At 68.5% G+C, this 26,768-nt stretch carries 27 protein-coding genes; 9 read left to right on the top strand and 18 right to left on the bottom strand.

What is annotated here, in order from left to right:
• Window positions 1-27: 27 nt before the first annotated feature.
• The 13 genes from JOF46_RS02200 to dacB form a co-directional block, all read right to left on the bottom strand.
• Window positions 28-915: a Rossmann-like and DUF2520 domain-containing protein gene (locus tag JOF46_RS02200; protein WP_209905824.1), complete on the bottom strand. Its 888-nt coding sequence runs from the start codon at window positions 913-915 to the stop codon at window positions 28-30.
• Complete coding sequence (locus JOF46_RS02205; protein ID WP_209905825.1) at window positions 912-2,486, bottom strand: PH domain-containing protein; 1,575 nt, start codon at window positions 2,484-2,486, stop codon at window positions 912-914. Before JOF46_RS02205 ends, JOF46_RS02200 begins: the two co-directional genes overlap by 4 nt.
• Window positions 2,483-2,995, bottom strand: coding sequence for a PH domain-containing protein (locus tag JOF46_RS02210; protein WP_209905826.1), 513 nt, complete (start codon window positions 2,993-2,995; stop codon window positions 2,483-2,485). Before JOF46_RS02210 ends, JOF46_RS02205 begins: the two co-directional genes overlap by 4 nt.
• Window positions 2,976-3,476, bottom strand: a complete 501-nt coding sequence (locus JOF46_RS02215; RefSeq protein WP_209905827.1) for a DUF3180 domain-containing protein — start codon at window positions 3,474-3,476, stop codon at window positions 2,976-2,978. Before JOF46_RS02215 ends, JOF46_RS02210 begins: the two co-directional genes overlap by 20 nt.
• Window positions 3,477-3,480: 4 nt before the next feature.
• On the bottom strand, window positions 3,481-3,972 hold the full coding sequence (folK, locus tag JOF46_RS02220; RefSeq protein WP_209905828.1) for a 2-amino-4-hydroxy-6-hydroxymethyldihydropteridine diphosphokinase: 492 nt from the start codon (window positions 3,970-3,972) through the stop codon (window positions 3,481-3,483).
• Between the two features lie 5 nt (window positions 3,973-3,977).
• Complete coding sequence (gene folB / locus JOF46_RS02225; protein WP_209905829.1) at window positions 3,978-4,346, bottom strand: dihydroneopterin aldolase; 369 nt, start codon at window positions 4,344-4,346, stop codon at window positions 3,978-3,980.
• A 20-nt stretch (window positions 4,347-4,366) separates the two neighbouring features.
• On the bottom strand, window positions 4,367-5,284 hold the full coding sequence (folP, locus tag JOF46_RS02230) for a dihydropteroate synthase (RefSeq protein ID WP_209905830.1): 918 nt from the start codon (window positions 5,282-5,284) through the stop codon (window positions 4,367-4,369).
• Window positions 5,285-5,294: 10 nt separating this feature from the next.
• Window positions 5,295-5,906: a GTP cyclohydrolase I FolE gene (gene folE / locus JOF46_RS02235; RefSeq protein WP_113765028.1), complete on the bottom strand. Its 612-nt coding sequence runs from the start codon at window positions 5,904-5,906 to the stop codon at window positions 5,295-5,297.
• Between the two features lie 31 nt (window positions 5,907-5,937).
• Entirely contained in the window at window positions 5,938-7,917 is a 1,980-nt protein-coding gene (gene ftsH, locus JOF46_RS02240; RefSeq protein WP_209905831.1) for an ATP-dependent zinc metalloprotease FtsH, read from the bottom strand.
• Window positions 7,918-8,159: 242 nt separating this feature from the next.
• Window positions 8,160-8,711, bottom strand: coding sequence for a hypoxanthine phosphoribosyltransferase (gene hpt / locus JOF46_RS02245; RefSeq protein ID WP_113765026.1), 552 nt, complete (start codon window positions 8,709-8,711; stop codon window positions 8,160-8,162).
• 155 nt (window positions 8,712-8,866) lie between these two features.
• A complete protein-coding gene (gene tilS, locus JOF46_RS02250) occupies window positions 8,867-9,895 on the bottom strand; it encodes a tRNA lysidine(34) synthetase TilS (RefSeq protein WP_209905832.1) in 1,029 nt (342 codons plus the stop codon).
• 30 nt (window positions 9,896-9,925) lie between these two features.
• Window positions 9,926-11,092: a zinc-dependent metalloprotease gene (locus tag JOF46_RS02255; protein ID WP_209905833.1), complete on the bottom strand. Its 1,167-nt coding sequence runs from the start codon at window positions 11,090-11,092 to the stop codon at window positions 9,926-9,928.
• 90 nt (window positions 11,093-11,182) lie between these two features.
• Window positions 11,183-12,607, bottom strand: coding sequence for a D-alanyl-D-alanine carboxypeptidase/D-alanyl-D-alanine endopeptidase (gene dacB / locus JOF46_RS02260; RefSeq protein WP_209905834.1), 1,425 nt, complete (start codon window positions 12,605-12,607; stop codon window positions 11,183-11,185).
• Between the two features lie 131 nt (window positions 12,608-12,738).
• On the opposite strand from dacB, the gene JOF46_RS02265 reads away from it, so the two are divergent.
• The 5 genes from JOF46_RS02265 to JOF46_RS02285 all read left to right on the top strand — a co-directional run bounded on the left by JOF46_RS02265 (window position 12,739) and on the right by JOF46_RS02285 (window position 17,171).
• On the top strand, window positions 12,739-13,224 hold the full coding sequence (locus JOF46_RS02265) for an inorganic diphosphatase (protein WP_071216265.1): 486 nt from the start codon (window positions 12,739-12,741) through the stop codon (window positions 13,222-13,224).
• Between the two features lie 163 nt (window positions 13,225-13,387).
• Entirely contained in the window at window positions 13,388-15,139 is a 1,752-nt protein-coding gene (locus JOF46_RS02270) for an HNH endonuclease signature motif containing protein (protein ID WP_209905835.1), read from the top strand.
• A 105-nt stretch (window positions 15,140-15,244) separates the two neighbouring features.
• Window positions 15,245-15,928 (top strand): membrane protein YczE, encoded by a 684-nt coding sequence (yczE, locus tag JOF46_RS02275; protein ID WP_209905836.1) that lies wholly within the window; start codon window positions 15,245-15,247, stop codon window positions 15,926-15,928.
• 88 nt (window positions 15,929-16,016) lie between these two features.
• Entirely contained in the window at window positions 16,017-16,658 is a 642-nt protein-coding gene (locus JOF46_RS02280) for a hypothetical protein (protein WP_209905837.1), read from the top strand.
• A gap of 96 nt (window positions 16,659-16,754) precedes the next feature.
• Window positions 16,755-17,171: a DUF1761 domain-containing protein gene (locus JOF46_RS02285; protein ID WP_209905838.1), complete on the top strand. Its 417-nt coding sequence runs from the start codon at window positions 16,755-16,757 to the stop codon at window positions 17,169-17,171.
• Between the two features lie 24 nt (window positions 17,172-17,195).
• Here the strand turns inward: JOF46_RS02285 and JOF46_RS02290 are convergent, their stop codons facing one another.
• Window positions 17,196-17,627, bottom strand: a complete 432-nt coding sequence (locus JOF46_RS02290; protein ID WP_209905839.1) for a hypothetical protein — start codon at window positions 17,625-17,627, stop codon at window positions 17,196-17,198.
• A 154-nt stretch (window positions 17,628-17,781) separates the two neighbouring features.
• Here JOF46_RS02290 and JOF46_RS02295 point away from each other — a divergent pair, with 154 nt between their 5' ends.
• Window positions 17,782-18,804, top strand: a complete 1,023-nt coding sequence (locus tag JOF46_RS02295; protein ID WP_209905840.1) for an RDD family protein — start codon at window positions 17,782-17,784, stop codon at window positions 18,802-18,804.
• An 80-nt stretch (window positions 18,805-18,884) separates the two neighbouring features.
• On the opposite strand, the gene JOF46_RS02300 is transcribed toward JOF46_RS02295, so the two are convergent.
• The gene (locus tag JOF46_RS02300; RefSeq protein WP_209905841.1) at window positions 18,885-19,739 is read right to left on the bottom strand and encodes an HAD family hydrolase; all 855 of its coding nucleotides are present in this window, start codon (window positions 19,737-19,739) and stop codon (window positions 18,885-18,887) included.
• A gap of 186 nt (window positions 19,740-19,925) precedes the next feature.
• Complete coding sequence (gene serS / locus JOF46_RS02305; RefSeq protein ID WP_209905842.1) at window positions 19,926-21,212, bottom strand: serine--tRNA ligase; 1,287 nt, start codon at window positions 21,210-21,212, stop codon at window positions 19,926-19,928.
• A 38-nt stretch (window positions 21,213-21,250) separates the two neighbouring features.
• Here serS and JOF46_RS02310 point away from each other — a divergent pair, with 38 nt between their 5' ends.
• A complete protein-coding gene (locus JOF46_RS02310; RefSeq protein ID WP_209905843.1) occupies window positions 21,251-22,294 on the top strand; it encodes a diacylglycerol/lipid kinase family protein in 1,044 nt (347 codons plus the stop codon).
• A 52-nt stretch (window positions 22,295-22,346) separates the two neighbouring features.
• On the opposite strand, the gene pheA is transcribed toward JOF46_RS02310, so the two are convergent.
• Entirely contained in the window at window positions 22,347-23,276 is a 930-nt protein-coding gene (pheA, locus tag JOF46_RS02315) for a prephenate dehydratase (protein ID WP_209905844.1), read from the bottom strand.
• Complete coding sequence (locus JOF46_RS02320) at window positions 23,273-23,599, bottom strand: rhodanese-like domain-containing protein (RefSeq protein WP_209905845.1); 327 nt, start codon at window positions 23,597-23,599, stop codon at window positions 23,273-23,275. Before JOF46_RS02320 ends, pheA begins: the two co-directional genes overlap by 4 nt.
• A gap of 257 nt (window positions 23,600-23,856) precedes the next feature.
• Here JOF46_RS02320 and JOF46_RS02325 point away from each other — a divergent pair, with 257 nt between their 5' ends.
• Window positions 23,857-25,239 carry an amidase gene (locus tag JOF46_RS02325; protein WP_209905846.1) on the top strand — a complete coding sequence of 461 codons (1,383 nt, stop codon included), beginning with the start codon at window positions 23,857-23,859 and terminating at the stop codon, window positions 25,237-25,239.
• 52 nt (window positions 25,240-25,291) lie between these two features.
• Window positions 25,292-26,749 carry a peptide MFS transporter gene (locus JOF46_RS02330; RefSeq protein ID WP_209905847.1) on the top strand — a complete coding sequence of 486 codons (1,458 nt, stop codon included), beginning with the start codon at window positions 25,292-25,294 and terminating at the stop codon, window positions 26,747-26,749.
• Window positions 26,750-26,768 lie beyond the last annotated feature (19 nt).

Genomic DNA, 26,768 nt, shown 5'->3' on the forward strand with positions numbered 1-26,768 from the left:
GGACGTCGCGGGAGGTGGCCGTCGGTCCTATTTTCCCAGCGCGGCCAGGATCCCTTCGAGGGTTTGGCTGCTGATCAGGCCGCGGGCGTGTGCGCGCAGCGCGGTTGCCCGGCTCATCGCCAGATAGCCCTCCCGGGTGTCCTCGGTGATCGAGGGGTCCGAGAGCGCGGCGCGGTGCGCGGCAATGGTGTGCACATCCCCGCGGGCCACCGGCCCGGTCAGGGCGCCTTCCCCGGAGGCCAACGCATTCTCCAGCGAGGCGCGCATGAGCGCAGAAAGCATCCGCTCGGGTTGCTCGACGCCGATGCCGGCCAGGATTCCAGCCGATTGCCCGGCCACGGTCACCAGGTGGTTCGAGGCGTGGGACAGGGCGGCATGGTATTTCACCCGGTCTTCCTCGGCGATCACCACCGGCTCTCCGCCCATTTCCACCACGAGCGCCTGGGCGATGGGCAGGACCATGTTCGATGCGCTGACCCCGAAGACGCAGTCGGCCAGCCGATCCAGGTCCATGCTCATCCCGGTGAAGGTCATGGCCGGGTGCACGGCAAGCCCGATGGCGCCGACCGCCGTGGCCGGGGCCAGGACCTCGGTTCCGTAGCGCCCGGCGGTGTGCAGCACCAGCTGTCCGGCCTGCCAGTGCCCGGCCGCGGCCAGCCCGGAGACCAAATCCGCCAGCGCGTCGTCGGGAACCGCCAGGATGACCAGTTCGGCACGGCGCAGGATCTCCGGGATCTGCAGCACCGGAACGCCGGGCAGCAGCATTTCGGCGCGCTCGAGCGAGGCGTCGGAGACCGCATGGACGCCAACGATCTGGTGCTCCGCTGCACGCAGCGCGGCACCGAGCACGGCGCCGACCTTCCCCGCGCCGATGACCCCAACCCCCAGCCGTCCCGGCTTGCCCGTGCTTCTCATGCGTCCCCCAACCAGTGGTTTGAATCGGTTTGCCTGCGTGCCGCCGCGGCGCGGTCGGCCTGTTCCAGGAACAATTCCCGGCCCGAGGCGACATCGAGCTGGTGCACCAGCGGCACCACGGGCCCGGCGATCGTGGCCAGGGACAGGTCCACCACCCCGAAGCGCCTGGCCAACGGGCCCTGGCTCAGCGTCAGGCCCTGGGTGCGGGCGTGCGGCACGATGGCGATGGTCCGGTGCAGCGCCCCGTTGCGCGCCACCAGCGCCGTGTCGGTCAGCGCGTAGCCCTGCCGCTTGTGCGCCAACGGCGAGAGCGGGCGGACCCGGGGCGGTGAAACGACGAATCCGCCCTCGGTGCCGGAGCCGTTGATGGCGGCGGCAAAGAAGTCGCGCGGAGCGGCAACGCCCGGGGCCGGAAGCACCACCGAGAGCACCGCCAGCACGTCCTCGTAGCTGCCCACGGGCAGCAGCACGCTGCGTTGCTCGGCGTCGTTGGCCGCTCCGCCGCCGATGCCCGCGACGTTCACCGCAACCCGGTACCAGCCCAGGGGGCGCCAGAAGAAGGGTGCGGTGACCTTGATGGCCTGGACCCGGCCCGGCGGCACCGTCTGGTGGCGGGTGTCCAGCAGCCCGTAGCTCAGCCGCAACCCGTCCGCGCTGGTGGCGGCCCTGAAGTTGTAGCCGGTGTTCAGGTTGTTCCACAGCGCGCCGGCCATGCCCAGGAAGGCCGGCAGCAGGTAGAAGGGCGCGAACCCCTCGATGGTGGACATGGCGATGCCCAGCCCGATGATGCCCAGCACCATCAAGATGGTCGAGGGACGCAAAAGGATGGAGCCGATGAGCCGGCCCGTGGGCACCACGGCGACCACGCGCTCGCTGGCGGCCAGCGAGGCGGAAGCCGAGGCGTATCCCGGTGCCGGGGCCTCGAGGGCCGCTTCCTGCGGTGCCGCGGGATCGGGGGTCTGCCCGGTAACCGGGACCGCATCCGGTTGCGCGGGAAGCGGGGGTGCCTGCGGCGCGGGCGCCTTCAGCCCGGCGGCGCGGGCCAGGATCTCGTTGCGCAGCTGGTGCGCCTCGGAGAGCTTCACGAAGGCCAGGTTCATCGCAGCGGAACCCGAGTCGGCGACATCGAAGCGCAGCTCGGCAAGCCCGAAGATCCGTGCCACCAACGGCTGGGCGATGTCGATCGACTGCACCCTGTCGATGCGGGCCTGGCGCTGCTGGCGGAAGACCATGCCGGTGTTCACGTTTACGTGGCGCTCGGTGATCTGGTACTTGGTGAACCACCAGGTGCCGAAGAAGCCCAGCAGGATCAGCAGCAGGATGCCGGCGCCGACCAGCAGCGAAACCATCAGCGGGGTCCTGGAAATGAAGTCGGGCCCGGGGTTCGGTTCCTCCTCGCCGAAGAAGGAGGACAAGGTGTTTTGGCCGTAGACGAAGGCGATGGCCACCACCGCGATCCAGCCGCGCACCAACGGGGAGACCGGGTGCACGCGGTGCCACGGCGCCTCCGGGGTGTCCTGCCCGTCGGTTTCCCCGGGACCGGGGACCGGCAAGGCGCGTCCGGGAGTCACAGCCCGGCCAATCGCGATTCCCCGCGGGCGGCAAGCTGCTCGCGCAGGCGCGTGCCCTCGGCCACCGGCAAACCGGGGATCTCCGCGGTGGCATCGGCCGCCGCGGTGTGCAGCTTGACCTTGCACAGCCCCAGCATCCGGTCGATCGGGCCCACTGCCACGTCGACGAACTGCATCCGGCCGTAGGGGACCACCAGCACCTTCTGGAACATCAACCCGTGGCGCACCAGCAGGTCGTCCTCGCGTTCGGCGTAGCCGATCGCGGCGACCTGGCGGGGGATCAGCACCAGGCGGATGACCTCGACGGCCACCACCACCGCGGGGGCGGCGATCGCCAGCCACAGCGGGAAGCCCTCCCACACCCCGGTCAGCACCAGGACCAGCGGGACACTGAGCACCAGCAGCGTGATCAACGCGCCAATGGCCCAACCCACCATGCGGACCTTCGCGTAGCTCGGGGACACGCGCGTCCATTGGATCCCGGCCGGGTCAATTGGTTCCTGCCGCATAGCCTTCCTCGTCCTTGCCCTTGGTCTTGGCCGCCGGGTCCGATGGATCTTCCGGTGGCAGCTTGCAGAACTGTTCCACAACCCATCCCACGATAACCATCACCAGCGCGCCACCGATCATCACCAAGGATGATTTCACCGCCTCCGACCCCAGTCCGGCGGCCGTGAGCAGGCCCAACAGGATCCCGGCGTGCCATCCGGCGATCGTGGACCCGGCATAGACGCTGGCCTGCGCCAACACCAGGGTCCGGGCCGCGGCAATCGGGTTCACGCGCTTCTTGCTGCGTCCGGAGGTGAACAGCTTGATGCGGATGCCCATGACCAGGGTGAGCAGGCAGGCTGCCCCCATGGTCACCAGCGAGGTCCAGTGCAACACCGGCACCGGGTAGCCCCGGGTCGTGGCAATGATCTGCAGGGCGTAGCCGGCAACCACGCCGATGACCAGCACCGTGAAGACCCACAGCGGCCGCAAGGAATTCATGGCCCTAGGCCCCCGCTTCGGCGCGAACGATGCCGGGTGTGTCGGTCGCGGCGGCGGCCAGCGATGCGACCGGGATCCCGGACAGCATTGCGTCCGGTTCCATCCAGGACCACGGCAGCAGCACGAAGCCGCGTTCCGCTGCCCGCGGGTGCGGAAGCGTCAGCACCGGATCCGAGCTGGTTTCTTCCCCGTAGGTGATCACGTCGATGTCAAGGGTGCGCGGACCCCAGCGGACCTCGCGGGTGCGGTGGTGGGCCGCCTCGATCTGCTGGCAGGCGGCCAGCAGCTGGCGCGGCGCCAGGGTGGTTTCGATGCGCAGCACCAGGTTCAGGAAGTCCGGTTGCCCCTCGGGCCCTCCCACGGGCTTGGTCACCGCGGTGTCCGAGAGGCGCACCAGCTCGATGCCCTCGGTGGCGGCCAGGGAGGTGACCGCGGCCTGCAGCGTTCCGGCACGTTCGCCCAGGTTGGAGCCCAGGGCAAGGATGCAGGAAACCATCGAGCTCACTCCCGTTCGCGGTGGATGTGGATGGTGACGTCGGAAAAGGTCACCGTGATCGGGGCCTTGGGCTTGTGCACGATGACCTCGACTCCCGAGACCGTGCCGAAGGCGGCCAGGATCGCCGCGGCGGTCTTTTCCGCCAGCGTCTCGATCAGGTCCCAGGGCCCGGCCTGGATCTGGGCGACCACCAGCTCGCCGAGCTCCCCGTAGTGGGCGGTGTCGGCGACGTTGTCGCTGGCCGCCGCCTTGCGGATGTCGGTGTGCAGGACCACGTCGAGGGTGAACGGCTGTCCGTCGCGCTTCTCGTGCTCGAAGACGCCGTGGTGCCCGATGGCGGTGATGCCCGACAGGGTGATGGTGTCAGTGCGCATGCTGCTGCCCCGCCCGTTGCCTAGAGTGCCGGGACGCGGGCCGCGGACCACGCGGTCGCGACCTTGACGGCGTCCAGGTTGCCCGGCACGTCGTGCACGCGCACTCCCCAGGCTCCGTTGGCCGCGGCCAGGGCGCTGGTTGCCGCGGTGGCGGCATCGCGGGCAGTGGGCACCGCGGGCTTGGAATCGACGGTCAGCAGTGCACCGAGGAAGCGCTTGCGGCTGGTGCCCACCAGGACGCGGTGGCCCAGGGCGGTGAAGCTGTCCAGGGCGCGCAGCAGCTCCCAGTTGTGTTCGTGGTCCTTGGCGAAGCCGAGCCCCGGATCCAGGATCAGCTGCTCGGGGGCGACCCCGGCGGCAAGGAACGTCTCGCGCAGCGCGAGCAGTTCCTCGATGACCTCGGCCACGACGTCGGTGTAGTTCGCCTCGGTGGTCATCGAGGCGGCGTCCCCGCGGCGGTGCATCAGCACGTAGGGGGCACCGGTTTCGGCGATCAGCGCGGGCATGTCGGCCTCGTGGGTCAGCCCCGAGACGTCGTTGACGATGTGCGCGCCGGCCGCCATGGCCGCGCGGGCGGTGGAGGTGTGCATGGTGTCGACCGAGATGATCGCCCCGGCCTTGGCCAGCGCCGTGATGACCGGAAGGATCCGGCCCTGTTCCACGGCCGGATCAACCGGCTCGGCGCCGGGGCGGGTGGATTCCCCGCCGACGTCGATGATGTCGGCCCCGCCGTAGTACATGCGCAGCCCGTGGCTGATGGCCTCGTCCGCGGTGGCGTACTTGCCTCCGTCGGAAAAGGAATCCTCGGTGATGTTCAGGATGCCCATGACCAGGGTGCGGTCGGTGGGCAGTTCGGCCATGGTGCGGGCCGTTGATTTCTTGATGACCGGCAGCGGGCTGGTGGCCGGACCGGTTCCGGGGATCGCTCCAAGCGACATGGGGGGTTTCCTACTTTCCGAGAATGAGGCTCATGGCCTCGGCGCGGGTGGCGGGCTCGCGAAGCTGGCCACGCACCGCGCTGGTGACGGTCTTGGCGCCCGGCTTGCGGACGCCCCGCATGGACATGCACATGTGTTCGCACTCGATGACGACCATCGCCCCGCGCGGGTTCAGGTGCTCCATGAGCGCCTCGACGATCTGGGTGGTCAACCGCTCCTGGACCTGCGGGCGCTTGGCGAAGACCTCCACCAGGCGGGCCAGCTTGCTCAGCCCCGTGACCTTGCCCTCGGGGCCGGGGATGTAGCCGACGTGGGCGGTGCCATGGAACGGCACCAGATGGTGTTCGCAGGTCGAGTAGAAGGGGATGTCCTTCACCAGCACCAATTCGTCATGCTCGATGTCGAAGGTGGTGCCCAGGTGGTCGGCCGGGTCCTGGTGCAGGCCGGCGAAAAACTCGCCGTAGGCCTTGGCCACGCGCTTGGGGGTTTCCAGCAGGCCGTCGCGGTCCGGGTCCTCGCCAATGGCGTAGAGGATTTCCCGGACTGCCTTTTCGATGCGGACCAGGTCCACGCCGCCGGCGCCCTGGGCGTTGTCGTCTTCAAGTTGATCGATCTCGTTCACGCTTCCGATCCTAGCTGGTGTGTGCGTTGGGTTACGCGCCGGCCGAAGCGCCCGAGGTGCCGTCCGCTGCTTCCGCGGCGTTGGCCACGGCCGCCTCGGAGGCGATTTCCTTGGCCGAAAGCACCGGTCCTGCAGCGTGCACCGGACGGGAGTCCTTGCTCAGCCAGACCTCGCGCTCGGGGCGCTTGACCAGGTCGTGGAAGAGCTCCTCGATTTCCTTCTGGTTCAGCGTTTCGTGCTCCAGCAGGGCCAGCGCCAGGCGGTCCAGCACGTGGCGGTTCTCGGTCAGCGCGGCGTAGGCCTCGTCGTGCGCGGTGTCGATCAGCGAACGCACTTCCTCGTCGACCACGTTGGCCATGGCGTCGGAGTAGTTGCGGCTGGCGGGCTGGCCGTACATGGCGTCCCCGGAGGAGGAACCCAGCTTCACGGCGCCGATGCGCTCGGACATGCCGTAGTCGGTGACCATGGCGCGGGCCGTCGCGGTGGCCTTTTCGATGTCGTTGGAGGCGCCGGTGGAGGGGTCGTGGAAGACGATCTCCTCGGCCACGCGCCCGCCCATGGCGTAGGCCATCTGGTCGAGCAGCTCGTTGCGGGTCACCGAGTACTTGTCGTCGTCCGGGACCACCATGGTGTAACCCAGGGCGCGGCCGCGCGGCAGGATGGTGACCTTGGTGACCGGTGCGGTCTGGCGCATGGCCGCCGCAACCAGGGCGTGGCCGCCCTCGTGGTACGCGGTGATCTTGCGCTCGTGTTCCTTCATCAACCGACTGCGCTTCTGCGGGCCGGCCATGACGCGGTCGATGGCCTCGTCCAGGGCGCGGTCGTCGATCAGCTGGGCGTTGGAGCGGGCGGTGAGCAGCGCGGCCTCGTTGAGCACGTTGGCCAAATCGGCGCCGGTGTAACCTGGCGTCTTTTTCGCCACGGCCTTGAGGTCCACGTTGGTGGCCATCGGCTTGCCCTGGGCGTGGACCCTGAGGATCTGCTCGCGGCCGATCATGTCCGGTGCCTCCACCGGGATCTGCCGGTCGAAGCGGCCCGGGCGCAGCAGCGCCGGGTCAAGCACGTCGGCGCGGTTGGTCGCGGCAATCAGGATGACATTGGTGGTGGCGTCGAAGCCGTCCATCTCGACCAGGAGCTGGTTGAGGGTCTGTTCGCGCTCGTCGTTGCCGCCGCCGATGCCGGCGCCGCGGTGGCGGCCCACCGCATCGATCTCGTCAACGAAGATGATGGCAGGGGAGTTGTTCTTGGCCTGCTCGAAGAGGTCGCGGACTCGCGAGGCGCCCACGCCGACGAACATCTCGACGAAGTCGGAACCGGAAATGGAATAGAACGGCACGCCGGCCTCGCCGGCGACGGCCTTGGCCAGCAGGGTCTTGCCGGTGCCCGGAGGGCCGTAGAGCAGCACGCCCTTGGGGATCTTGGCACCGACGGCCTGGAACTTGCCCGGTTCGCGCAGGAATTCCTTGATTTCGTGGAGTTCCTCCACGGCCTCCTCGGCGCCCGCCACGTCGACGAAGGTCACCTGGGGCATGTCCTTGGTGATCAGCTTCGCCTTGGACTTGCCGAACTGCATGACCTTGGATCCGCCGCCCTGGGAACGGGACAGGATGAACCAGAACAGGCCGACGATCAGGATCATCGGGATCATGAAGCCAAGCATCGAGGTGAACCAGTTGTTCTGCACGGGCTGGTCGGTGTAGCCGGTCAGGTTGGCTTCGTTGACCGCGTCAACGACCTGGGTTCCGCGCGGGATGGAGTAGAAGAACGAGACGTTCTTGCCCTTGTCCGCGCCGTCGATGTTCAGCGGCTGCTTCAGCGTGAGATCCACGCGCTGCTCGCCGTCGAAGATCTTCGCCTCGGAGACCTTGTCGTCCTTGAGCAATTGCATGCCCAGGGAGGTGTCGATGCGCCCGGAGTTTCCGCCCAAGAGCGTCGGCAGGAAAATCAGCAGCACCGCGGCACCCAGCAGCACCCAGACGATCCAGCTGTTAAAGATCTTTTTCGCGTTCATTGATTGGGGGTCCCTCCCCATCCCTCCTGCTTTCGGGCCCATGCCGGCCCGGGCGCCTTGGGCGACGCCGGTACTTGCTACACGTTAATAAGTAAACGCCCTCTTCGGTACCCACGGATGGGCAAGGCGATAAGTTCCCCTTTGGGCGTAAGAACGCCAATGGCCGTCCCCGGGGAACCGGAAACGGCCATGGCGCACCGCATTTTGGTGCGTGATGCGGTGGAAGGCTGGGGTGCCGTCCGCTACTGGTAGACGTGCGGGGCCAGGGTGCCAATGAAGTCCAGGTTGCGGTAGCGCTCATCGAAGTCCAGGCCGTAGCCAACGACGAATTCGTTGGGGATCTCCATGCCGACGTATTTCACGTCGATCTCCACCTTGGCGGCCTCCGGCTTGCGCAGCAGGGTGCAGATTTCCACCGAGGCCGGGCCGCGGGACTGCAGGTTGGCCAGCAGCCAGGACAGGGTCAGGCCGGAGTCGATGATGTCCTCGACGATCAGCACGTGCTTGCCCAAAAGGTCGGTGTCGAGGTCCTTGAGGATCCGCACGACGCCGGAGGACTGCGTGCCCGAACCGTAGGAGGAAACCGCCATCCAGTCCATGGTGACGTGGCTGTGCAGGGCACGGACCAGGTCGGCCATGACCATCACTGCGCCCTTGAGGACGCCTACAACCAGGATGTCCCGGCCTTCGTAGTCGGCGTCGATCCGGGCGGCAAGCTCATCGATCTTGGCCTGGATTTCTTCCTTGGTGTAGAGGACATGCGCCAAATCGGCGCTGACATCTTTCGAATCCACGAGGGCTCCTGGTTCTGGGGTCGGCAATAGACCGGTCGAGGGGGGCGTTTCTACCCACGGTCTAGAGTGCCACAGTCTGGAGCGCGGTGGGGAGTGCGGCAGCTGGGCGTTGCCGCGTCCTGGCGGCAGGCGAACCCGCGAATGTGAGGCAATTCTCACGATCCGGGGTGCGGCAGGGCCGTGGCATCCAGCCGCAGGTGCGCCCGGGCGCCGGCGGGCAGCCGGGCCCCGGCGACGCGGGTGGCGTACACCGGGCCCTCGAGCTGGACGGGGCCGGCGGAGACCGACCCGCACACCAGGGCATCAAGGGCGTTGAGGCGTTCGAAGTCGGGCACAGGTGCGCCAAGGCGTGCCACGGCCAGGCGCAGCACGCGCGAGCGCAGGGGGCCGGGCATCGCGCGCAGTCGCTCGAGGCCGAGCGTGAGCGCCATTGCGGGCCGGTCCGCGGCGACCGGCAGCACGGCATCCTCCAGCGCGGTTTCCGCCAGCCCGTCGAGGTACTGCGCATCGGCGCGCGCCAGCGCCGCGGTCCGCGCCAACGCGGCGGGAACGGAGTCGCCCAGCACGGCCCGCAGCACCGGCATCAGCTCGTGCCGCACCCGGTTGCGCAGGTAGCGGGGATCGGTGTTGGTCGGGTCTTCCCAGTAGGCGAGCGACTCGTGACGGCAGATCTCCTCGATTTCCGTCCGGGACAGGGACAGCAGCGGGCGCAGGTAGGGTCCGCGGGCCGCCGGCATCCCGGCCAGCGAGAGCGTGCCGGATCCCCTCCCCAACCCGAGCAGCACCTGTTCGGCCTGGTCGTCGAGGGTATGGCCGAGCAGCACATGGTCGGATCCGGTCTGCCGCAGGCCTTGTTCAAAGGCCTCGTAGCGGGCGGAACGGGCCGCTTGCTCGCTGCCGCCGGCCACCTGGACCTCGAGCACCAGCACCGGGTCCAGGCCCAGGGTGCGGCACTGCTCCGCGGCCCGCTGCGCCACCCGGTTGCTGCCTTCCTGCATGCCGTGGTCCACGATGAGGGCCCCGGCGCGGATCTCGCCCTTGCGGTGCAGGAACGCGGCCGCCGCGGCCAGCGCCAGCGAATCGGCACCGCCGCTGCAGGCCACCAGCACGCTTGCGCCCCGGGGCACCATGGCACGGATCGCGTTGCGGGCCTCGGCCAGCACGCGCGGCAGCTTCCCGCCCATCGACCTGCCTCTCCCCCGGTGGGGTTGTTCCTAGTTGTTGTGGGGTGTTTCGGTTCCGGCGGCTGTGCCGGCGCCTTCCATGCGCGCCACCCACTGCTCCGGGTGGTGCACCTCGTGCTCGGTGGGAAGGTTTTCCGGTCCTTCCCAGACCTTGTTGAAGCCCTCCATGCCCATGAGCTTCACGGCCCGGGTGACGAAGCGCTGCCCGTCGGCGTACTGGCGCATCTTCGCATCGAGCCCCAGCAGCTTGCGCAGCCATTTCTCCAGCGCCGAACGGTCCTTGCCGCGCGATCCGAAGCGCTGGCGGATGGTGCGCACGCTGGGCACGATGGAGGAATCCACCGCGTCCATCACGACGTTGGCGTGGCCCTCGAGCAGCGACATCACCGCGGTGATGTGCGAGAGGATCGCCTTCTGCTCCCCGGTGCGCAGGCCGGCCAGCAACCCGCCCCCGGAGGCGAAGTCGTCGGCCGTTTCTTCCTGGTCGGCCGTCTTTTCCAGCGCCTTCTTCCCGCGGATGACCTCGGACGCGGCGGCGCGCAGCCGCTCGCCCAGCGCCTCGGGCTCGGCCAGCAGCGAGGCCAGCAGCTCGGCGATCTTGGACTGCAGGTGCGCCCGCAGCCACGGGGCGGCGGCGAACTGCACGCGGTGGGTCTGCTCGTGCAGGGTGACCCAGAGCCGGAAGTCGTCGACATCGACCTTCAGTTCCCGTTCGATCGCCACGATGTTCGGCGCCACCAGCATCAGCCGCCCGCCGGCCGGCAGGTCATCGCGCAGCAGCCCCGCGAAGGGGTCGTACTGGCCCAGGACCTTGGAGGACATGAACGCCAGGATCGCGCCCATTTCCACGCCGGTCGCGGTGGCGGACAGCACCTGGGTGGCCTCGGAAATCTTTTCCCCGCGGGTCTTGGCCAGGTGCTCCATGGCCGGGGCCAGCATCGCCTCGAAGCTTTGGGTGTTCGCCTTGGCCCAGCCGGGCCGATCGACGATGAGCACCTGCGAATTGCGCAGGTCCGCGGCGGCCGCCAGGCCGGTGATCCGGTGCACGTGCCCGACCGATTCGTCGGCCTTGGCGCGCAGGTCCGCGACAACCTCGGCAATCTGTGCGGGGGTGAGGACCGGGCCGGCGCCAACCAGCTTGGCCGCGGTGGTGGCGGCGAGGTCCCAATTGATCAGCCGGAAATCGGTGGTGTCCATGCCTTCCATCCCATCACGCTTTTGGCCCGTGCGGGGGGATTGCGCGCTGGGCAAAAATCCCTGGCGCGGCGGCGGGCCGGGTTGGAGGGCTCAGCGGCAGCCGCAGCCGGTCAGCGCCGCCGCGGCCGCATCGAGCAGGCCCTTGTGCGGCGCGATGGTCCGGTCGTTGGTGTGCACGAAGAAGGAGAAGGCCAGCACCCGCCCGTCCCGGGTCACGGTGAGCCCGCTGAGGCTGGAGACCTCCATGAGCGATCCGGTCTTGGCGCGCAGCACCCCGCGGGTGCCAGGTGCACCCAGCCGCGAGGCCAGGGTGCCGGTGGCCCCGGCGACAGGCAGCCGGTAGCTGAGGTTGCGCAGCGCGGCGTGCTCGGAGGTGGCAGCGTATTCCAGGGCGCGGGCCAGGGTCAGCGGGGTGACGCGGGTGACCCCGGCCAGCCCGGAGGTGTCCACCAGGTGCATGCCGGTGGTGTCGATGCCCAGCCCGGCGATGGTTTGCTCCACGGCAGCGGCCGCGTGGGAATGGTCCCCGGGCTGTTCCTGGGCGACGGCCACCAGCCGCCCCAGCACCTCGGCGACGTAGTTGTCGGAAACCTCCAGCATGAACCGCACCTGCTCGCCGACGGTCGCCGAGGCCACGGAAGCCAGTTCGGTGCCGGGGGTTCCGGGCTCGGCGCGCACCACCTCGGCGGCAACCTGCATCCCGCCCCCGGCCGCGGCCACGGCGGCCCGAAGCTCCTTGGCAAACACCGTTGCGGCATGCATGCCCGGATCGGCCACGCGTGCCGACTTCGCATCCCGGGTGGCGCGGGCCCCGTACATGGCGATCGGGGAGATCGGGGAGATGTTGTGCGTGGTCACCAGCGAGGCGTCCCAGTCGGGGTTCAGCGCCGCACCGGCAAAGAGCGACTCGTCCAGCTCGACGCGCACCGCCTCCCCCACCTGGCCCGCGGCACGGGCCTTGCGCAGCGCGGTGGCCGTGCGTTGTGCCAGCGTTCCCAGCCCGGCCCGGCCGCTGACGGACGCCGAACCGCCCCCGGCCCCCAGCAACACATCTCCCCCGCCGACCAGCACCACGGTGTTCGGGTCCTTGAGCATCGTCTTGGTGGTGAAGCGGTGGCTCTCGCCGATGTCCTGGGTGGCCGCGATGGCCGTGAGCACCTTCAGGCTCGAGGCCGGGATGCCCGGCTGCCCGCCGGAGCGCGAATACAGTTCCTCGCCGCTGGCCACGTCGATGACGCTCGCGGTGACAGTGGTGCCGTCCCCGCCGGAGGACAGCGCGGCATCCAAGACCGATTTCAGGGCCGCCGGTTCCGGGGCCGGGGCCGCGGGGTCAAGGTGCGGCAGTGCCGTGGGGTCGGCGGCGGCCAGCAGGGCGGGTTCCTGTGGTGCCGGGGCCGGCTCCGCAGCGGTGCCGGGGAAGGCCACCGGGACCAGAAAGAATGCCACCAGGCCCAGCACCAGGCCGGCAACCAACACTGCAATACCCAGGCGCAGGAATTGGAGCGCTTGTTTCATCCGGCATCCTTAGAAATCGTCGTAGTCCCCGTGCGCCATATACCCTTAAGCGCAGTTACCTAAGACTAGACGGCAATCGGATGCGCCCGCTTCCGGACGTGCCACTGGTCACGAAAGCGAGGAGACCTTTCATGAGCCATGACGTCACCATCGAGATCCCAGCCGGATCGCGCGTGAAGTACGAGATCGACCACGAGACCCACCGCCTGCGCCTGGATCGTGTTCTCTTCACCTCCATGCAGTACCCGACCCACTACGGTTTCTTCGATGACACCCTGGGCGAAGACGGCGATCCGCTGGACGCACTGGTCTTCATTCCGGGCGTTGACCTGTTCCCGGGCGTCGTGGTGGAGTCCCGCCCGATCGCCGTGTTCAACATGACCGACGACGGCGGCGGAGATGCCAAGCTCGTGTGCGTCCCGGCCGACAAGCGCTTCGACCACATCCAGGAATTCGAGGACCTCGACGGCTGGCTCATCAAGGAAATCGAGCACTTCTTCCTGCGCTACAAGGACCTTGAGCCGGGCAAGTGGGTCAAGGCAGAGGGCTGGGAGGGCCGCGCAGCGGCCGAGGCCGAGCTCGAGCGTTCGATCGAGCGCTTCAAGGCCCAGGCCTAACCGCTCCGGGGCAATCGCCCAAAGGTTGGGTCCGAAAGTTGCGCCACCGGCGCGATTTTCGGATCCAACCTTTTTGCTTTCCCGCACATGCTGCCGGGCCCGGCATCCACAGGTCCCCGGCATTTATCCGCGCCCCGCCGGCCCCGCGGCGCACACTGGTGCCATGGAAACATGCCAGCTCATCGACGCCCTCACCACCACCGGTGGCGAGCCGGGACACCCAGTGTCGCCGGTCGATAAGCTGCGCCTGCTTGCAGCCCTGGAATGGCGGGCCGCGGCACTGGCCGCCGAACTGGCCGCAGAGACCACCTCCCCCACCCAGGCCGCGCTGCTCGCCCACACCGTCGAACGCGCCCACCAGCGAGGCGAAATCACCCAGCTTCGCGCCGCCCGCGCCGCCCAACGCACCCTCGTCCAGGACCTGGGGCCCGAGTCCCTGGACGAGGTGCGCTCCATCGCCGCCGACCCGACCGCGTTCATCGCCGGGAACCGGGAACTGCCCGCGGACCCCGCCACCGTCCCGAGGGGCATCATGCCATTCAAGGACACCGCCGGCTTCCTGGAACACGACCTGCGCATCCCCCGCACCCTCGCCCTCCACCGCCTGCACGCCGCCAACTCCCTGCTGCCGGGCACCGATGTCCACGGCAACCCCGCCGGACCCCGCTACCCCAGGCTCGCCGAGGCGCTGGAGTCCGGGGCCGCACGCCTGGGACCGGTTTCGGCCGCGGCCCGCCGGCTCGACAAGCTTGCCCACGCCATCGCACGCCAGCCTTCCCCCGGGGATCTCGCCGCCCGGATCGAGGAGAAGGTCGCCGGTTCCGTGGCCGCCGGCATCCCGAGGGACACCGGCCGGCTGCTGGCGGGCATAGGCGACGAACTGGACCAGTCCCCCGACGCCGGGCAGCCCCCGTCACCCGCCGAGATCCGCGAGCGGACCGGCATCGTCGTCACCAAGCGCACCCGGCACTACACCCACTTTTCCGCCTGCATGCTCAACGCCGATGCCGAGGTCTTCCTCTCCCACTTCGCCGCCGCCGACAACCCCCGGACCCTGGCCGGAAACCGCCAGGGGCTCGCCGCCTCGGCCACCGGCATGAACCCCACCGCCGGGAACGGGGCCGGGAACTCCGACACCAAGACCACGGAAGCAACCGGAAACGGCACGGGGAACACCGGCACCACCACGGATAGCACCAGCCAGGCACCCGGGCCCGAACCGGGCACCGCCATGGCTCCCCCGGACGGCCCGGATTGGTTCACCCGCCCCGAAAACGCCGAATCCTTCCCGGACCCGGACCCCGGCTCCCCTCCGGAGCCCGGACCGGACGGACTCACCGCGGCCCAGCGACACCTCCAGCTGCTGCTGAACCTCATGCGGGCACCGCAGGGCGCCCCGCCCCGGGGCACCACCGGGCTGCCCACCGCCCAACTGGTCATCCACTGCCGCCTCGAAACCCTGCTGGGCCTGGCCAAGGGCAACGGCTGGAGCGCCAACGGACTGCAAATCCCCATTGGGGAGATCCGCCGGCGACTGGCCACCGACGGCGCCATCCCGATCGTGCTGGGCGGGCAAAGCGAGGTCCTCGACGTCGGGCGGGAAATGCGCCTGGCCAACGACACCATCCGGCGCGCCGTCCTGGCCCGCGACGGCGGCTGCTTCTACCCCGGCTGCAGCGTCCCGCCCGAACACCTGGAGATATGCCACATCGACGGCTGGGCGGCCGGCGGGGGCACCGGCGTCGCCGGGCTGACCCCCGGATGCACCTGCCACCACCACATGGCCGACAACGGCCTGCTGCAACTGCTGATCCACAACGGGCTCCCCCATGTCCTGCTGCCCAGGCACCTGGACCCCGAGCAGATCCCCCGCCGCAACCCCTACTGGCCGCAAAACCAAACCACCCTCTTCTAGGAAAACGCGGCCCCGAAAGGCCGCCCAAGGCCCTCGATTCGGTGCCGCAGGCCACATCATGACGGGAAATTTTCCCACTCGCAGGTTGTGCGACATGCTGGATGCATGACCAAGCCAGCCCAACGTGAACTTGCCCAGCTGACCCCGCTCGCGCAGTTGAGGGCCGGACGGCTTCCGCTGCGCCTCATCCAGCTCTTTGTGGGTCTCACGTTGTTTGGCGTGGCGATGGCCGGATTCGTCCGTTCGGGTCTCGGGCTGGCCCCGTGGGACGTGCTCCACTACGGCGTCACCCTGCACACCGGGCTCAGCCTGGGCACCGTGGTGATCGTCTTCGGGTTCATCGTGCTGCTGCTCTGGATCCCGTTGCGGCAAATGCCCGGCCTGGGCACCATCGCCAACGTCATCTGGCTTGGCATTGCTGCCGACATCGGGTTGGCGATCATTCCCGAGGCCCACGGCCTGCCCGCACAGCTGGCCATGTTCATCGGCGCCCTGCTGGTGAACGGACTCGGCGGCGGGCTGTACATCGGCAGCCAGCTCGGCCCGGGCCCGCGCGACGGGTTGATGACGGGACTGCATGCGCGCACCGGTATCAGCCTGCGCGTGGCGCGCACCGGCGTCGAGGTCATCGTGCTGGCCATTGGCTGGCTTCTGGGCGGCATCGTCGGTTTCGGAACCGTCCTGTACGCCGTGGCCATCGGACCGGTCACCCAGCTCTTCCTGCGCTTCTGCATCATCAAGCTCCGCACGGATGCTCCCGCCGAGGAAGTCCCCACGGCCGCCCCGTAGCAACGGAACCGCCGGCGGCCACCTCGCGGCCGCATGGAAACCCGCGTACATCCAGACGAAAGCCGGGTTTCGCTGCATAATTGGGAATGTGTATGTCGTAACCCTGAAACAACGCGATCGACGCGCCGACGGCGACCTCGGCGATGAAATGCTGCGCACCCTCTCGCACGTCCCGACGCTTGCGCCGTTCCAGCGCTCCGGCCCTGCCGTGCTGGTGGGGGTCCCCGAGCGTGCCGAGGACGCGGTTGACGCGGTGCTGAGGGCGCTGCGCAGCCACCACTGGGTGGTCGGCCTCGGCGTGGGCAGCCTGTACGAACCGGTGCCCCGCGAGGCGCAATACCTCCAGGGCACCGCGCTGGGCTATGCGCACACGGCCGTGGAGCGCTCCGAGCACACCGGGGAGCGGATACCGCTGAGCGTCGTCGGCCCCGAGGCGGCCATCGCCGGCGAGGCCGAGGCGGTGCTGCGCCTGCTCGGGCAGATTGTCAGCACCCGCAGCGTGGCCGAATGGGCGGTGCTCGACCTGCTCACCCCGGGGGTGCGCGGACAGCAGAAGCATGTCGCCGCCGAACTGGGCATCAGCGCCCAGGCCGTTTCCAAGGCAGTGGTTCGCTCGGCATGGGTCGAGGAATGGGCGGCGCGGCCCGCAGCCGCCCGGTTGCTGCGCGGCAGCGAATTCCCCGACGCCCCGGCCGGGGCCCAAGTCCGCCAGGAATCCCCGATCCCCTAGTCAACCAGTGGTTATGGCCGTAGTATCGGCGATATTGATGACCCGTACACCGGGGACCGGTGACACGGCCCCGCACGATGGCACGAGGAGCAAACGATGGTTCCGGAAATTAATTGGATCGCAGTCATTGTGGCCACGATTTCGACCATGGTGGTCGGCAGCATCTGGTACACCCCGAAGGTGTTCGGCAACTATTGGATGCGGGTGGCCAAGGTGGCTCCCGGCAGCGGCAAGAGCGCCGTCGTCCCGATCCTGGTGACCCTCGTCGTCAGCTTCATCAGCGCCTGGGTCCTGGCCGGCGCGACGTACCTGTCCTTCGACTTCTACGGCGGTTCCTACCTCACCAACGCGTTGCTGACCGCCCTGATCCTGTGGGGCGGCTTCACCGCGGCACGCTTCATCACCCACGACGCCTTCGAGGGCCGGCCCGTGGGGCTCACCGCGTTGAACTGCCTCCACGAGCTGGTGACATTCCTCGTAATGGGCGTGGTCATCGGGCTCTTCGCCATCTGAGGTCGGCGGCGCCGGAAGGCGGCGCTACTTCGTCGCGGACGGGGAAGGCAGCGGGTCCTGCTTGAACTCGAGCCACCCGATCGTGTACTTCCCGCCGCGCTCGAACACGTCGAAGCGTTCCCCCTCCGGGTGGCTGGGCGTGCTCAGGGTCAGTTCGGACCAATTCCCCATGGTCGAATCCGGCACGGGCTTGACCGTGAAATCGGTCGCGACCCCCAGGTCCTTCAGCTGCGCCGCCAGGCGATCGAATTGCTCCCCGACGGTGTCGGTCCCCCCCGTGGTGGTCACCCGGCAGACCTCGACCTGGTCCCCGGCCAGCGTCGAGGCCACCAGGTGGTCCATGGCTTCCTCGATGCTCGGTTCCCCGGTGTTGCAGATGACGTCCGGGGAGGTGCACCCGGCCAGCAGCGCCGCGGCGCCGAGCAGGGACAGGGCGAGGATTCCGGCGCGTTTCATGGGTTTAAGCATAGCCAGTCAAATCGCCCGGGTCGGTCGGCGGCGCTGGGTTCCGGGTGACGGGCGGGCATCCCAAGCGCACGCACTGCGCGCCGGGCATCCCGGCGAACCACGTAGGATTGTCCGGTAACCGCATCAATTGGAGAAAATATCGATGTCTTCCGGCACCGCAGTTTCCGCCCGCACCAGCGTCCCCTGGCGCTTCCCCACCGGGAACTGGGCATTCCTGGCCGGCGACCGGCGCGCCTTCTGCGCCGCGGCCATTGACGCGCTCATCGTCCTGGCAGCGGGTGCGGTGCAGTACGCCATCGTCGTGAATTCGGTTTTTGGCACCCCGGCCCAGGCTGTCGCAAGCGCCATCCTGGTCGCCGTAGCAACCGCTTGGGTCTACGGCTTCATCTGCTTTTCGGGACACACCATCGGGACCCTGTTGTGCGGCACCCGCATCGTGAAGCTGCGCGACGGATCGGCACCGGGGATGCTGCGCGGGGGCTGGGTCATGTTCGTGCGCACCGTCGTCTGGGTGGCGTGCCCGATCGGCCCGCCGCTGGCGGCCCCGAACACCAACGGCAAGAACATCCCGCAGTGCCGCCGCTTCCACATCAGCATCCTCAGGAAGCACCGGCACGAGGCGCTGCTCGATGACCGGACCGGCCTGGAGGCCACCCATGGGCGCACGAACGATGCCCACAAATACGTAGCGCCGCAATCCACCCTCCCAAAGGTGTCCATGGATTCGCGCTTCGAGCTGGTCCCGTCGCAATTCCGGGACGGCAGCTGGGGCGTGCAGCCACAGGTGTGGCGGATCGTGTTGGCCTGGGCAGTGGACCTGCTGCTGGTGTTCGGCCTTGCCCTGGCCAGCGCCCCGCCCGGCGGGGCCTCCGCGGCGATCATCTTCGTGCCGGCGTTCACGCTGCTCTACGGCATGTTCTGCTTCACCGGGAACACGATCGGCACCCTGCTGGCGGGAACCCGGATCGTGCGCCTGAAAAGCGGCGCGGCCCCGGGTGTTTGGCGAGGCATCTGGGTCATGTTCTACCGGATCATGCTCGCTTGGACCGCGCCCTTGCTGTTTCTCGCCGGGCTCCTTGACGGCACCACGGGCGAACGCGACATGGGCCGGGCGTTCCATGTGAGCATCGACGTGCGCCGGACCCGGGAACTGCGGGGCCGTTAACGCGGCGGATCGCCGCTCGCGGGCGGGGAAGACCCCCGTGCGCGCGACGATCCGTCGGTGCAGCCGTTGTTGGGCCTTGTTCAGGCGCGGACGGCCTCGCCCAGGATGTCCTGCAGCACCGCGGCCAGCCCGTCGTCGTCGACACCCGCGGCAATCTCGTCGGCCACGGCCTTGACCTCGTCCGGGGCCTGGCCCATGGCCACGCCGCGGCCGGCCCAGGCGAGCATCTCGATGTCGTTGCGGCCATCGCCCACGGCAATGGTTGCCTCGATGTCGAACCCGTGCTTCTCGCGCAGCACCTCAAGGCCGCTGGCCTTGGTGACACCCTCGGCGGCGATGTCCAGCCAGGCGGTCCAGCCCACCGAGTAGGTGACACCGGACAGGCCCATGGTGCCGACGGCCTCGCCGAATTCCTCGGCCGTTGCGTCGGTGGAGAAGACCACCAGGCGCACCGCGGTGGCCGCGAGCATCACATCGAGTGTCACCGGGGTGGCGACAACGCCGAAGCTGGCATCCTGGAAGCGCTCGGTGGACAGGAATCGCCCCGCATCGTCTTCCAGCGCGTACTTGGCGGTGGGCAGTGCCTTGACCAGTGCTCGCAGTGCGGGGGCCGGGTCGAAGGTCTTGCGTTCGATCACCTCGTAGCCGTCCTCCAGGGACAAATCGATGCGGGCGGTGACGCCGCCGTTGCAGCACACCGCGTAGCCGCTCTCGATGCCGAGCATCTGGATGACCGGCAGGGTCGCCCCGAGCGAACGGCCGGTGGAGATAACGACCTCGTGGCCGGCCGCGACGATGGCGCGCGCCGCATCCTTGACCGCCTGGCTCATTTCCCCGTCGTGGTTGACCAGGGTGCCGTCGACGTCAAGGCAGATCATGTAGGTTTCGGTTGCTTCTGACCGGTCTTCGATGCCGGTTCTTGTCATAACTGTCATTCATCCAGTGAAGCATCAAATTCCGGTTCCCGACATGAGCCAACCCACAATGTGTCCTGAACGGTGGATGAACCTCCCCCGAACCCGCGGTGTCGCCGGGGCCCGAATGCGCGCCATACGCCGAAGGGGGATGCGGCATCGGCCGCATCCCCCTTCGGGTTCTTCTGGCGCACACGGCGCGGTGCCCTACAGGAGCGGAAGCACTTCCATGCCGCCCAGGTACGGGCGCAGCGCGACAGGCACGTTGACCGAGCCGTCGGCGTTCTGGTGGTGCTCCAGGATCGCGACGATCCAGCGCGTGGTGGCCAGGGTCCCGTTGAGCGTTGACACCGAACGGGTCTTGCCCGGCTTGCCGTCGACGCCGGTTTCGCGTTCGCGGATGTTCAGGCGGCGGGCCTGGAACGTGGTGCAGTTGGAGGTGGAGGTCAGCTCGCGGTACGCGTCCTGGGTCGGGACCCAGGCCTCGCAGTCGAACTTGCGCGCCGCGCTCATGCCCAGGTCCCCGGCAGCGGTGTCGATGACGCGGTAGGGCAGCTCGACCTTGGCGAGCATTTCCTCTTCCAGGGCCAGGAGCTTGGCGTGCTCGGCCTCGGATTCCTCCGCGGAGCAGTAGACGAACATCTCGAGCTTGTTGAACTGGTGCACGCGGATGATGCCGCGGGTGTCCTTGCCCGCGGAACCGGCCTCGCGGCGGTAGCAGGAGGACCAGCCGGCGTAGCGGGTCGGACCGGCCGACAGGTCAAGGATTTCGTTGGCGTGGTAGCCGGCCAGGGCCACCTCGGAGGTTCCCACCAGGTACAGGTCGTCGCGCTCGAGCTTGTAGATCTCGTCGTCGTGCTCGACGTCGAAGCCGGTGCCCTGCATGGTCTCGGGGCGGACCAGGGTCGGGGTGATCATCGGGATGAAGTCTTTTTGCAGGGCCAGGTCCAACGCCATGTTCATGAGCGCAATTTCCAGACGGGCGCCGACGCCCTTGAGGAAGTAGAAGCGGGAACCCGAAACCTTCGCGCCGCGTTCCATGTCGATGGCGCCGAGCAATTCGCCCAGCTCGAGGTGGTCGCGCGGTTCGAAGCCCTCGGCGGCGAAATCGCGCGGCGTCCCCACGTGCTTGACGACGCTGAAGTCGTCCTCGCCGCCGGAGGGCACCCCGTCCAGGATCAGGTTGGGGATGGAGCGCTGCAGCGCGCTGTAGGCCGCGGCTGCCTCGTCGGAGGCCGCCTGGGCGGCCTTCACGTTCTGCGAGAGCTCCTTGACCTCGGCGAGCAGGGCCTGCTTTTCCTCGCCCTTGGCCGCTCCGACCTTCTTGCTGAAGGCATTCTGTTGGGCACGCAGCGCCTCAAAGGATGCAATCGACTCGCGGCGCGCCGAATCGGCGGCCAAAATCGCATCAATCAGGGACTCATCCGCCCCGCGGGCGCGCTGCGAAGCGCGGAAGGTATCTGGATTTTCACTGAGTAGTTTTACGTCGATCACGCCCTAAGCCTAGCAATGCCCGTTAGTCTGGGGAGACTATGCAACGCAATCGACTCTTTGCCCTGATCAGCGCCGGTGCCGCGGGCACGGCCGCAACGATTAGCTGGCTCTCCGTGCGCAGGCTCGTTGACCGCAACCGGCCCGCATCCCTGTCGCCCGTCGTCGGCGTCGCCACCTCGGCGCGCAAGGTCGCGCTGGTGGTGAATCCGTCCAAGTCAGGCACCGATGAAGCAATTTCCGCGGTTCAGCACGTGTGCGCCGAGGCCGGCCTGGCGGCGCCGTTGGTGCTGGAGTCCACGGTGGAGGATCCGGGCCAGGGTGCCGCACGCCGGGCGCTGGAGGCCGGATGCGACGTGGTCATCGCCGCGGGCGGGGACGGAACGGTCCGCGCCGTGGCAGAGGTCCTGCGCGACACCGAGGCAACCCTCGGGCTGATCCCGCTGGGCACCGGGAACCTTCTGGCCCGCAATGTCGAGGTGCCCCTCGAGGACATCGGCACCGCGGCCTTCGGGGCCGTCCGCGGCCCGGTGCGCACCATCGACACCGGCTCTGTCACCCTGAACCACGTTGACGGGAGCAGCAGCGAACACGCGTTCCTGGTGATCGCCGGGATCGGCACGGATGCCGACGTCATGGACGACACCAACGAGGAGCTCAAGGCCAAGGTCGGCTGGCTGGCCTACTCGGAGGCCGGCTTCCGGCATCTGCCGGGCAAGCGCAAGAAGATCTCGATCGCGCTGGACGGCGGAAGCGAACAGACCCGTAGCGTGCGCTCGGTGCTCTTCGCCAACTGCGGGAAGCTACAGGGCCTGGACCTGGTTCCGGAGGCCAAGATCGACGACGGCGTGTTGGACGTGGTGGTGCTCAGCCCGCGCAGCGCGGCCGGTTGGGGCTGGATCTTCCTCAAGACGGCCTTCAGGGCCCGCGGCGCCATCCCGGTGATGGGCTTCTACCCGAGTGCCTCTTTGAAGTTGCGGTGCCACGAACCCATGAACACGCAGATCGACGGGGACGGCACGGGGCTCGTGAACGGTTTGAGCGTTTCGGTGAGGCCCGCGTCGCTGAAGATCCGACTGGCCTGACACCGCCGGCGAGTCGGTCTCGCGGCGGTGCCCGGCCACGCTCCTGCCGGCGTTAGTTGGCCAGGCGCGACTTGAGCCCGGAAACCCACTGCTGCGCCTTGGAGAACGCGTCGTCGGAGTTGTGCGCATCCACGGAAGATGACAGGCCCTGGGCCGCCGGGTAGGAACCCAGGAAGCGCAGGTCGGGGCAGACCCGGTGCAGGCCGGTCAGTGCGTCCGCCACACGTTGCTGGGCCAGATGCCCGTCGACATCCACGGAGAAGAAGTACTTGCCCATTCCTTCGCCGGTGGGACGCGACTCGATGCGGCTGAGGTTAACCCCGCGCACCACGAACTGTTCCAGGATGTCCATCAGGGCGCCCGGGCGGTCCTCTGCAAGCGGCAGGATGACGGTGCTCTTGTCCACGCCGGTCGGTGCCGGGATCGGGCCCGGGCGGGTGACCAGCACGAACCGGGTGACGGCTCCGGCGTTGTCCTCGATGCCGGTGCGCAGGATCTTCAGCCCCCGTTCCTCGGCGACCAGCGGCGAGCAGATCGCCGCGTCGTGGGTGGTCTCGTCGTCCAGCAACCCCAGTGCTCCGGCGGCGGTCGAGGACGCCGGGATGAATTCCGCTTGCGGAATGTTTGATTCGGCCCAATTGCGGCATTGCGCCCAGGCGTGCCCGTGGGTGGACACGGAGCGGATCTGCTCGATGGAATCGATGTTCTGGCGCACGGCCAGCACGAAGGTGATGGTCACCAGGGCCTCGCGCATGATTTGCAGGGCCTCGCCGGTGGCGATGGCGTCAAGCGTGGTGGTGACACCGCCCTCGACCGAATTCTCGATCGGGACCATGGCCGCGTCGGCCTCCCCGGCGCGGACCATCTCCAGTGCGGCGTTCACGTTCGCTGCCGGGATGCGCTTGGAATCCCTCGCGTCGGGAACCTGCAGCAGGGCGGCCTCGGTGAAGGTCCCCGCGGGACCCAGGTAGGTATAGATCATCGGACGTTGGGCTCCTGGCCGTTTTCGCTCTTGAGTGCCAGCCCGGCTTCCAGCCAGGCCCCGGACCCGCCCGCGATGTTGAACGCGGTGTAGCCCTGCGAGACCAGCCACGCGGCGGCCTGCGCCGAGCGTCCGCCGGTGCGGCAAATGATGTAGGTGTCTTCGTCCGGGTCAAGTTCCTCGTAGCGGACCGGAAGGTCGCCCAACGGAATGTGAATGGCCCCGGCGACATGCCCCTCGGACCATTCGTACTCTTCGCGAACATCCAGGATCAGTGCGCCGGCGGGCACCTGGTCGACTGAAACCGTTTCAAAATCACTCATGGCTCTCCTTTGGCTCGCCGGATTCCCTGTTGGCATCCAGCCTAGCGCCCGGGGGTGTTCGGCCACCGCCTCGGTGAAGCGGATGTTGCGCCCCCCGAGCGGGACGTTTCACCGGGGCAAACGGGGGCGGCCGGGCACAACGGGGCCGCAACGCCCAACCCGTACTAGTCTCAAGTCAGGCCCATGCCCGCTTCCTCCCAGGGCAATGCCCCATGGCGGGCGCCACCGGTGGCCACATCTTTGCAAAGGAGTCCATGATGACCGAGATATCCGAGCTGACAGCGCTGGAACTTCGCAATGCGCTGCGCCACGGGGAAGTGGGTGCCCGCGATGCCGCCGCACACTTCCTGGAACGCATCGAGGCACTCAACCCCGCCCTGGGATCCTTCGTCACCGTCACCGCCGAGCGGGCCATGGACGCCGCCGCGCAGGCGGACTCCGACCTTGCCGCGGGGCACGCCCCGGGCATGCTCCACGGCATGCCGCTGGCCTACAAGGACCTGCTCGATGTGGCCGGGGTGCCCACCGGCTACGGGACCGCGGCATTTGAGCCGACCCTCGCGCAGAAGGATTCCCCGCTGGTGGCGACCTTGTCGCGGGCCGGCGCAATTTCACTGGGCAAGACCCAGGTCCCGGAATTCGGGCTGAGCTGCCACTCGGAAAACGACGTGGCTCCGCCGGCCCGCAACCCGTTGGACCCGACCCGCTCCGCCGGGGGTTCCAGCGGCGGGGAGGCCGCGGCCGTGGCCGCCGGCATGCTGCCCTTCGGCCCCGGCAACGACGGCGGCGGCTCGGTGCGCATCCCGGCCTCGGCCTGCGGGCTGATCGGGCTCAAGCCCGGACTCGGCACCATCCCCAGCGACATCCTCGATGGCATCGTCGACACCTTCGGGGCTCCGCGGCTCACGGTTTCCGGGCCGCTGGCGCGCACCGCGCTGGATGCGGCCCTGCTCATGGACGCGATGGTCGACCCCGAGAAGGAAACCTACCTGGAGTCGCTGGGCGAAGGGGCAGTGGATGCCCTGCGCGGGCTGCGCATCGGGGTCAGCACCGCCAGCCCCTTCGCCTCGGCGTATGCGATCAAGCTCTCATCCGACGCCCATGCGGCACTGGATGCGGGATTCAAGTCCCTGCGCGCCCGGGGCCACCACCTCGAGGAGGCGGAAATCTTCTACGACCGCGCCTACCCCGAAACCTTTGCCACGGTGTGGACCAGCGGGCTGGCTGCGGCGCCGATCCCGCCGGGCAGCGAGGCGAAGCTGGGGACCCTGGCCCGGTCCTTCCGCGAACGCGCCACGGCGCGCGAGCACAAGACCAGCGTGGAGGCCGCCGCCCGGTTGACGGAAATCGCCGCGGACTTCCGCACCCAATGGGGCCGCTACGACGTGGTGCTCACTCCGGCGATGGCGTTCGCACCCCCGGAAATCGGCTTCTACACCTCGCAGGACGCCGACACCGACTACATGCGCCAATGCCAATACACGCCCTACACCTCGATGGTGAATGTCTCGGGGCTTCCGGCCATCACCGTTCCGACGTTCACCACCGCCGCGGGGCTGTCGATGGGCGTGCAAATGATCGGCAGGGCGGGCTCCGAGGCCATGCTGCTGGCACTGGCAGCCCAACTGACCACAATGTGAGATTGGTCTACAAAGTAGGCATGGCGCACGTCACGGGCGAAAAATTGAATGCATGTCTATATCCACCCCGCTGAAGGACCGGTCCTCGACCGGATTCTTCGGCCACCCCAAAACGCTCTCGAACCTGTTCAGCATCGAGATGTGGGAACGCTTCTCCTTCTACGGGATGCAAGCGATCCTGGCGTACTACATGTACTTCTCCGTTTCCGAGGGCGGACTCGGACTGTCCAAGGAGCTGGCGCTCTCCCTGGTCGGCGCCTACGGCGGAGCCGTCTACCTGAGCACCATCCTCGGCGCCTGGCTCGCTGACCGCCTGCTCGGTTCCGAAAAGGTCCTGCTCTCCTCGGCGTTCATCATCATGGCCGGCCACATCGCCCTGGCCGCGCTGCCCGGCGCCCTGGGACTGGCCATCGGCCTGGTCCTGGTTGCCGTGGGCTCCGGCGGGCTCAAGGCCAACGCCACGGCCCTGGTCGGCTCCCTGTACTCCAAGGAAGACACCCGCCGCGATGCCGGATTCTCGATCTTCTACATGGGCGTGAACATCGGCGGCCTGCTCGGCCCGCTGCTCACCGGCTTCCTGCACCAGCGCTGGGGCTTCCACATCGGCTTCGCCGCCGCCGCGGTCGGCATGGCCGTGGGCGTGGGCGTCTACATGATGGGCCGCAAGGACCTGCCGGCATCCGTCCACGTGGTGGCCAACCCGCTGCCGGCCGGCGCACGCAAGAAGTACGCGCTGTACCTGGTGGCCTTCATCGTCGTGGTCGTGGCGCTGTTCTCGCTGAAGATCGTCACCCCGGCAACGCTGGCCAACGCCATCGCGCTGGCCGTCATCGCGGCCTCCATCATCTACTTCGCCCTGATGCTGCGCTCCAAGCGCGTCACAACCGTGGAGCGCAAGCACGTGCTGGCCTTCATCCCGCTGTACGTCGCCTCGGCCGCGTTCTGGGCACTGTTCCAGCAGCAGTTCACGTTCATCGCCGTGTACTCGGAGGAACGCCTGGACCGCACGCTGTTCGGCTGGGAAATTCCCGCCTCCTGGGTCCAGTCGATCAACCCGGTGTTCATCATCGTGCTGGCCGGCGTCTTCGCGACCCTGTGGACCAAGCTGGGCACCCGCCAGCCGGGCACCGTGGCGAAGTTCTCCGCCGCGCTGATGATCGTCGGCACCGCGTTCCTGGTTTTCATCCCGCTTGAATCGCTGGAGAAGACCCCGCTGCTGGCGCTGGTCGGGATCCTGCTGCTGTGCACCCTGGCCGAGCTGCTGCTGAGCCCCATCGGCCAGTCGGTGACCACCAAGCTGGCCCCGGCGGCCTTCGGCACGCAGATGATCGCGCTGTTCTTCCTCTCGGTGTCCCTGGGCACCACGCTGGCCGGCATCCTGGCCGGCTTCTACACCGAGGGCAACGAGATCACCTACTTCCTGGCCCTGGGCGGCACCGCGATCGTGCTGGGCATCGCCCTGCTGGTTTCCGCGCCGGCCCTGAAGAAGCTCATGGGCGAGGTCCGCTAGGACCATCCCGCGCACCGAG

Origin of the sequence: Paeniglutamicibacter psychrophenolicus (genome assembly GCF_017876575.1) — a bacterium.
GTDB lineage: Bacteria > Actinomycetota > Actinomycetes > Actinomycetales > Micrococcaceae > Paeniglutamicibacter > Paeniglutamicibacter psychrophenolicus.